Here is a 9447-nt window from a genome sequence, read left to right on the forward strand (position 1 = left end):
GTTCGTGCGTGGTGCGAAGGTGGACTGGGCGGCGGTCCTCCCCGAGGGTGCCACCGAGACCCACGTGGACCTGCCGACGTACGCCTTCGACCACCAGCACTACTGGCTGCGGATGTCGGAGTCGGTCATCGACGCGGCGGCCCTGGGGCTGGCCGGTGCCGGGCATCCGATGCTGGGTGCGGTGGTGCCGTTGCCGCAGTCGGACGGGCTGGTCTTCACCTCCCGGCTCTCCCTGCGCACGCACCCCTGGCTGGCCGACCACGCGGTGGGCGGAGCGGTCGTCGTACCCGGTGCCGGGCTCGTCGAGCTGGCGGTCCGGGCCGGTGACGAGGTCGGCTGCGGAGTGCTGGACGAACTCGTCGTCGAGGCCCCGCTGGTCGTGCCCGAGCAGGGTGCCGTGCGCGTGCAGATCACCGTCGGCGGGCCGGACGAGACCGGCGCCCGCAGTGTGGAGATGTACGCGGCTGCCGACGACTCCGACGCGGCGGCCGGCCCGGTCACCTGGACCCGGCACGCCACCGGAATACTCGCGCCGGCGACCGGCGAGGCCGCGACCGGCGCCTTCGACTTCACCGCGTGGCCGCCGGCCGGCGCACAGCGGGTGGAGACGGACGACCTGTACGCCGAACTGATCGCCCACGGCCACTCCTATGGCCCTCTCTTCCAGGGCCTGCGCGGGCTGTGGCGGCGCGGGGACGAACTGTTCGCCGAGGCCGCGCTGGCGGAGGAGGACCAGGCCGAGGCCGACCGGTACGGTGTCCACCCGGCGCTGCTGGACGCCGTCCTGCACCCCGCCGTCCGGGAGGCCGTCGCCGGTGACGGTGCCGAGGTGTGGCAGCCGCTGGAGTGGAACCGGGTCGTCCTGCACGCCACGGGCGCCACGGTGCTGCGCGCCCGGCTCGTACGGTCCACCCCCGGCGTCCTGTCGGTGGAAGCCGCCGACGAGGCGGGCGGCCCGGTCCTGACGGCGGACGCCGTGACCCTGCGGCCGGTCTCCGCTGACCGTCTGGCGGCCACGGACACCGCGCCGGGCGCGGGCGACGCGCTGTTCCACGTGGAGTGGACGGAGCTGCCCACGCCCCGGTCGGCCGTGGCCGTACCGGAGTGGGTCGCGCTGTCCGATCCGGCCGCGGTGACGGCCCTGGCGGCCGCGTCGGAGCAGCCGGCCGCCGCCGTGCTCGACTGCTTCGGGGACGGCGCCGACGAGACGGCGGCGCTCACCCTGACCGGCAGGGCACTGGACGTCGTCCAGACCTGGCTGACGGAGCCCGCGCTCGAAGGAACGCGGCTCGTCGTCCGCACGCGGGGCGCCGTGCCCGCGGGCGGGGAAGCGGCCGTGACGGACCCGGCGGCCGCTGCCGTCTGGGGCCTCGTCCGGGTCGCCCAGGCGGAGAATCCCGACCGGATCGTCCTGCTCGACACGGACGAGCCGCACGACGACGACACCTTCGGCCGTCTGCTCGCCGCCGCCCTCACCACCGGCGAACCCCAACTGGCCGCCCGCGGCGCCACCCTGTCGGCGCCGCGTCTCACCCGCCCCGCCCGACCCGCGCCGACCGACACTTCGCCGGCCTTCGACCCGTCGGGGTCGGTACTGGTCACGGGTGGTACCGGCGCCCTCGGCGCGCTGATCGCGCGACACCTGGTGGGGCGGCACGGGGTACGGCACCTGGTGCTGGTCAGCCGGCGCGGCCCGGCCGCGGAGGGCGCCGCGGAACTGGTGGCCGAGCTGTCGGAGCTGGGCGCCGAGTCGGTCTCCGTCACGGCCTGCGACGTGTCGGAGCGGGCCGCGGTCGCGGAGTTGCTGGACTCGGTGACGGCGGAGCGCCCGCTGTCGGGTGTGGTGCACACGGCCGGTGTCCTGGACGACGGAGTGATCGGCGCGCTGACGCCCGACCGGCTCGCCGGGGTGTTCGCGCCCAAGGCCGGCGCGGTCGCGCACCTGGACGAGCTGACCCGTGAACTGGCGCCGGACCTCGACGCGTTCGTGGTGTTCTCGTCGGCCGCCGGAGTGTTCGGCTCGGCGGGACAGGGCAACTACGCGGCGGCGAACGCCTACCTGGACGCCGTGATGCAGCGCCGGCGTGCCGCCGGGCTGCCTGGCGTGTCCCTGGCGTGGGGTCTGTGGGAGCAGGCCACCGGCATGACCGCGCACCTGAACGACGTCGATCAGGCCCGCATGAACCGCGGCGGATTCCAGGCGATCGCCGCCGAGGAGGGCCTGGACCTCTTCGACGCGGCCCTGCGGACCGGTGAGGCCCTCCTCGTCCCGATCAAACTCGACCTGCGGGCCATACGCGCCGAGGCCGCGGCCGGTGGCGACATACCGTCGCTGCTGCGCACGCTGATACCGCACAGCAGGCGCGCCGCCGCCCGCATCGCCGCCGGACGCGGCAGCGGCCTGGCCGGCCGGCTCGCGGGACTCACCCCGGCCGAGCAGGAGGCCCTGCTCCTGGACCTGGTCCGCACCCACGTCGCGACCGTGCTCGGTCACTCCGGTCCCGAGAAGGTCAGGGCGGAAAAGGCGTTCAAGGACGCCGGGTTCGACTCCCTCACCGCCGTCCAGCTGCGCAACCGGCTCCGCGAGGCCACCCGGCTCGGTCTCCCCGCGACCCTCGTCTACGACTACCCGACCCCGCTCGCGCTCGCCCGCTTCCTCCGCGACGAGCTGGACGGGCTGAGCGGCAGCGTCACCGGCGCGGCGGCCCCCACGGTCGTCGTGGCCGACCCGGACGAGCCGATCGCGGTCGTCGGCATGGCCTGCCGGCTGCCCGGCGGCGTCAACAGCCCCGAGGAACTGTGGCAGTTGGTGGTCCAGGGACGCGACGCCATCTCCGGATTCCCCGCCGACCGAGGCTGGGACGTGGACGACCTGTTCGACACCGACCCCGAGAACATCGGCACCTCGTACGTCGACCAGGGCGGCTTCCTGCACGAGGCGGGCCAGTTCGACGCGGGCTTCTTCGGCATCTCGCCGCGCGAGGCGCTGGCGATGGACCCCCAGCAGCGGCTGCTCCTCGAAACCTCCTGGGAGGCACTGGAGCGGGCCGGTGTGAACCCCTCCGCGCTGAAGGGCACGGACGTCGGCGTCTTCTCCGGCGTGATGACCCAGGGCTACGGCATCGGCGGCGACATCCCGCCGGAGCTGGGCGGCTTCACGGCCACCGGCTCGGCGGTGAGCGTGGCCTCGGGCCGGGTGTCGTACGTCTTCGGCTTCGAGGGCCCCGCGGTGACCATCGACACCGCCTGCTCCTCCTCCCTGGTGGCCATGCACCTCGCGGCGCAGGCCCTGCGGCAGGGGGAGTGCTCCCTCGCCCTCGCCGGCGGCGCGACCATCATGGCCACCCCGGGCACCTTCGTGGAGTTCTCCCGGCAGCGGGCCCTCGCGCCCGACGGCCGCTGCAAGGCATTCTCCTCGACCGCGGACGGCACCGGCTGGGCCGAGGGCGTCGGCGTGGTCGTTCTGGAGCGCCTGTCGGAGGCACGCCGCAAGGGCCATCGGGTCCTCGCCGTGCTGCGCGGCAGCGCGATCAACCAGGACGGCGCGTCCAACGGTCTCACGGCTCCCAACGGCCCCTCGCAGCAGCGGGTGATCCGCCGGGCGCTGGCGGTGGCGGGGCTGGCCGCGTCGGACGTGGACGCGGTGGAGGCGCACGGCACGGGTACGGCCCTGGGCGACCCGATCGAGGCGCAGGCCCTCCTGGCGACGTACGGACGCGACCGCGAGGCGCCCCTGTGGCTCGGCTCGGTGAAGTCCAACATCGGGCACACGCAGGCCGCCGCCGGTGTCGCCGGTGTGATCAAGATGGTGGAGGCGCTGCGGCACGGCGTCCTGCCCCCGACCCTGCACGTGGAGGAGCCCACCCCGCAGGTGGACTGGTCGGTCGGCGCCGTCGAACTCCTCACGGAGGCCCGCCAGTGGCCCGAGACCGGCCGCCCGCGCCGGGTCGGCGTCTCCTCCTTCGGACTGAGCGGCACCAACGCCCACCTGATCTTCGAACAGGCCCCCGAGGAGCCCGCCGCGGAACCGGTGGCCCCGGTCGGCGGTCCCGTGCCGTTGGTGGTGTCGGCGGCGTCGGTGGGTTCGCTGGCGGGTCAGGCGGAGCGGTTGGCGGCGTTCGTGGGTGACACGGAGGTGTCGCTCGGGGAGGTCGCGGGGGCGTTGTCGGGTCGTCGGGCGGTGTTCGCGGAGCGGGCCGTGGTTCTCGCCGGCTCGCGGGACGAGGCGGTGGCGGGGCTGGCCGCGCTGGCCCGGGGTGAGTCGGCCGCCGGTCTGGTGAGCGGTGCCTCGGGTGCGTCCGGGCGGACGGTGCTGGTGTTCCCCGGTCAGGGTTCGCAGTGGCTGGGGATGGGCCGGGAGTTGCTGGAGTCCTCGCCGGTGTTCGCGGAGCGGATCGAGGAGTGCGCCCGGGCTCTGGAGCCGTGGGTGGAGTGGGACCTGAAGGCCGTCCTGCGTGGTGACGCCGACCTGATGGGCCGGGTCGACGTGGTGCAGCCGGCGAGCTTCGCGGTGATGATCGGCGTGGCCGCTCTCTGGGCGTCCGTGGGCGTCGTACCGGACGCGGTGGTCGGCCACTCGCAGGGCGAGATCGCGGCCGCGTGTGTGGCCGGGGCGCTGTCCCTGGAGGACGCGGCGCGGATCGTGGCCGTCCGCAGCCAGGTGATCGCCGGTGAGCTGGCGGACCGGGGTGGTATGGCGTCGGTGGCGTTGTCCGAGGCCGAGGCGGCCGAGCGGATCGCCGTCTGGGAGGGGCGCGTCGAGGTCGCCGCGGTCAACGGGCCGTCGTCGGTCGTGGTCGCGGGTGATGCGGAGGCGTTGGACGAGGCGTTGGCGGCGCTGGAGGCCGACGGTGTACGGGTGCGTCGGGTCGCGGTGGACTACGCCTCCCACACCCGCCATGTCGAGGCGATCGAGGGGGCGTTGGCGCACGAGTTCGCGGACATCCGCAGCCAGGCTCCGGTGGTGCCGTTCTTCTCCACGGTCACCAGCGAATGGGTCCGTGAGGCGGGCGTGCTCGACGGCGGCTACTGGTACCGCAACCTGCGCGGTCAGGTCCGTTTCGGCCCGGCCGTCGCCGCCCTTCTGGCCGAGGGGCACACGGTCTTCATCGAGTCCAGTGCGCATCCGGTGCTCGTCCAGCCGATCAACGAGATCGTGGACGAGGCGGAGTCCGAGGCGGTCGTCGGTGGCTCGCTGCGTCGTGAGGAGGGCGGGCTGCGGCGGCTGCTGACCTCCATGGCGGAGGTGTTCGTCCGGGGCGTCACCGTCGACTGGACGGGCGTCCTGCCCGAGGGCGCCGATGCCGCACAGGTGGAGCTTCCCACGTACGCCTTCGAGCACCGCCACTACTGGCTGACGACGGCGCCCGCGGCCGACGCGGCCTCGCTCGGACAGGCCACTGCCGACCACCCGCTGCTCGGCGCGGTGGTCGAAGTACCGGAGACGGGCGGGGTGCTGTGCACCTCCCGGCTCTCCCTGCGCTCCCACCCCTGGCTGGCGGACCACGCGGTCGGCGGGGCGGTACTCGTGCCCGGCACCGGCCTGGTGGAGCTGGCCGTGCGGGCCGGTGACGAAGTGGGCTGCGGAGTCCTGGAAGAACTGGTCATCGAGTCTCCGCTGGTGCTGCCGGAGCAAGGCGGGGTGCGCGTCCAGGTCGCCGTCGGCGGCCCGGAGGAGACCGGCTCCCGTACGGTCGCCGTGTACTCGGCCCCCGAGGACGCCACCGGCGACGTCGGCGTCGACGCCTGGACCCGGCACGCCACCGGTACCCTCACCGCGCCGGCCCCGGCCGACGCGCCCCAGCCGGTCGCCGACCTGGCCGTGTGGCCGCCCACCGGCGCACGGCAGGTGGACGTCTCCGGCGGCTACGAACTGCTGGCCGCGGCCGGTTACGGCTACGGGCCGGTCTTCCAGGGCGTACGGGCCCTGTGGCGGCGCGGTGACGACCTCTTCGCCGAGGTCGCCCTCCCCGAGGACCAGCGGGCCGGCGCCGCACGGTTCGGCATCCACCCGGCCCTGCTCGACGCCGCGCTGCACCCCGCGATGCTGGAGGTGGCGCTCGCCGACCCCGAGGGCGAGAACCGGACCGACGGCGACGGCGTCCACCTCCCGTTCGGCTGGAACGGGCTGCGCCTGCACGCGTCCGGCGCCTCGGCACTGCGCGTGCGCCTGAGCGGGTCCGCGCCCGACGCCCTGTCCCTGGAAGCGGCGGACGAGACCGGCGCCCCGGTGCTCACCCTGCGATCGCTGGTCTCCCGGACCGTGTCCACCGACCAGCTGGGCGCGGCGGCCGACGACAGCCGGCACTCCCTGTTCCGCGTCGAGTGGACGGAACTTCCCGGCAGCACGGAACCGGGCACGGACCTGCCGCCCGCCTGGGTGCCGATCACCGAGCAGGCCCATGTGGCCGCGCTGACCGACGGCACCGGCGTGCCCCCGGTCGTCGTCCTGGAGGCCGGCCGCACCGAAGTGGCGGGCGGCACGGACGACACCGCGGCGCTGGCCCTGACCAGCCGCGTGCTGGAGATCGTCCAAGCCTGGCTGGCCAGTCCCGGCCTGGAGGCGGCCCAGCTGGTCGTCGTCACCCGGGGCGCCGTGCCCGCCGACGCCGAGGAGACGGTGACCGATCCGGCGGCTGCGGCCGTCTGGGGTCTGATCCGGGTCGCCCAGGCGGAGAACCCCGACCGGATCGTCCTGCTCGACACGGACACCCCCGTCGGTGTCGACGTCGAGCCGCTGCTCGCCCCCGTCCTGGCCACCGGCGAACCCCAGCTCGCCGCCCGCGGCACCCGGCTGTTCGCACCGAGGATCGCCCGCGCGACCGCACCCGCCGTCCAGGACGGCACTGCGGGCACGCACTTCGACCCGGCCGGGTCGGTGCTGATCACGGGCGGTACCGGTGTGCTGGGCACACTGGTGGCGCGACATCTGGTGCGGCGGCACGGGGTACGGCACCTGGTCCTGGCCGGCCGACGGGGTGCGGAGGCCGAGGGGGCCGCGGCGCTGGCGACCGAACTGTCCGAGCTGGGCGCCGAGTCGGTGTCCCTCGTGTCCTGTGACGTCTCCGACCGGGCCGCAGTGGCGGAGTTGCTGGGCTCGGTGGCGGCGGAGCGCCCGCTGTCGGGTGTGGTGCACACGGCCGGTGTCCTGGACGACGGAGTGATCGGCGCGCTGACGCCCGAGCGGCTCGCCGGGGTGTTCGCGCCGAAGGTGCCCGCCGTGACGCACCTGGACGAGCTGACCCGTGAACTCACCCCCGAACTGGGCGCCTTCGTGGTGTTCTCCTCGGCCGCCGGGGTGTTCGGCTCGGCAGGCCAGGCCAACTATGCCGCGGCGAACGCCTATCTGGACGCGGTCGTGCAGCGCCGCAGGTCCGCAGGGCTGCCGGGCGTGTCGCTGGCGTGGGGTCTGTGGGAGCAGGCCACCGGGATGACCGCCCACCTGGACACCACCGACCAGTCCCGGGTGAGCCGCAGCCGCAGCCAGACCATCGGCTCCGACGAGGGCCTGGACCTCTTCGACGCGGCCCTGCGCACCGGCGACCCCCTGCTCGTCCCGATCAAGCTGGACCTGCGGGCGATGCGCGCCGACGCCACGGCGGGGCGCGGAGTCCAGCCCCTGCTGCGGGGCCTGGTCAAGGTGGCACGGCAGGTCGCACGGGCAGCCACGGCCACCGACGCCACCGGCGAACTCGCCCACCGGCTGGCCGGCCTGGACACGGCGGAGCAGGAGGCGCTGCTGCTGGACGTGGTCCGCAAGCACGCGGCGACCGTGCTCGGCCACGCCGGCCCCGAGGGCGTCAAGCAGGAGACCGCGTTCCGGGATTCCGGGTTCGACTCGCTGACCTCGGTCGAGCTGCGCAACCGCCTCCGCGAGGCGACCGGCCTCAAACTTCCCGCCACCGTCGTCTTCGACCACCCGACCCCGCTCGCCCTGGCCCGCCATCTGCACGGCGAACTGGGGGAGACGGCCGCGACGATCACCCCGGCACCCGCCCCGGCGGTCACGCTCGCCGATCCGGACGAGCCGATCGCGATCGTCGGCATGGCGTGCCGGCTGCCGGGTGGCGTGAACAGCCCGGAAGAGCTGTGGCAGCTGGTGTTCCAGGGCCGGGACGCGATGTCGGGCTTCCCCGACGACCGAGGCTGGGACCTGGAGGGCCTGTTCGACTCCGACCCCGACAAGGCGGGCACGTCGTACGTCGACCAGGGCGGCTTCCTGCACGAGGCGGGCCTGTTCGACGCGGGCTTCTGGGGCATCTCGCCGCGCGAGGCGCTGGCGATGGACCCCCAGCAGCGGCTGCTGCTGGAGACCTCCTGGGAGGCACTGGAGCGGGCGGGCATCGATCCCCTCGCGCTCAAGGGCACGGACGTCGGCGTGTTCTCCGGCCTGATGGGCCAGGGCTACGGCTCCGGCGGCGAGATCCCCGCCGAACTGGAAGGATTCGTCACCACCGGCGCCGGCAGCAGCGTGGCCTCGGGCCGGGTGTCGTACGTGTTCGGCTTCGAGGGCCCGGCGGTCACCGTCGACACGGCCTGCTCCTCGTCCCTGGTGGCCATGCACCTGGCCGCGCAGGCGCTGCGGAGCGGCGAGTGCTCCCTCGCCCTCGCCAGCGGCGCGGCCGTCATGTCCAGCCCCGGCGCCTTCGTCCAGTTCTCGCGGCAGCGGGGGCTGGCATCGGACGGGCGCTGCAAGTCGTACGCGGACTCGGCCGACGGCACGGGCTGGGCCGAGGGCGCGGGCGTCGTCGTCCTGGAGCGTCTCTCGGAGGCCCGGCGCAAGGGCCACCGGGTGCTGGCGGTGGTGCGGGGCAGCGCGGTCAACCAGGACGGCGCCTCGAACGGTCTGACGGCCCCGAACGGCCCCTCGCAGCAGCGGGTGATCCGCAAGGCCCTCGCGAACGCCGGTCTGAAGCCCGTCGACGTGGACGCGGTGGAGGGCCACGGTACCGGCACGGTCCTCGGCGACCCGATCGAGGCCCAGGCCCTCCTCGCCACCTACGGCAAGGACCGGGACGCCGAACGGCCGCTGTGGCTGGGCTCGTTGAAGTCCAACATCGGCCACACCCAGGCCGCTTCCGGCGTGGCCGGTGTGATCAAGATGGTGGAGGCCATGCAGCACGGCGTACTGCCGCCCACGCTGCACGTGGACGCGCCGTCCTCCCAGGTGGACTGGACCGCCGGGGCGGTGGAGCTGCTCACCGAAGCACGCGACTGGCCCGAGACCGGCCGCCCCCGCAGGGCCGGCGTCTCCTCCTTCGGGCTGAGCGGTACCAACGCGCACGTGATCCTGGAGCAGGCTCCGGAGGAGTCGGCTGAGGTGTCGGTGGTGCCGGTGGTGCCGGACGGTGGGGTGGTGCCGTTGGTCGTCTCGGCGCGTAGTGCTGGTGCTCTGGCGGGTCAGGCGTCTCGGTTGGGCTCGTTCGTCGCCGATGGTGAGGTGTCGTT

1 protein-coding gene is annotated in these 9447 nt (G+C 74.4%); it reads left to right on the plus strand.

Annotation, left to right across the window (positions count from 1 at the left end; all coding sequences use genetic code 11):
* A partial coding sequence (locus ACZ7KF_RS41375) for an SDR family NAD(P)-dependent oxidoreductase (protein ID WP_471087834.1) occupies window positions 1-9447 on the plus strand: 9447 nt, incomplete at both ends.

The organism is Streptomyces sp. NPDC038200, assembly GCF_055600785.1.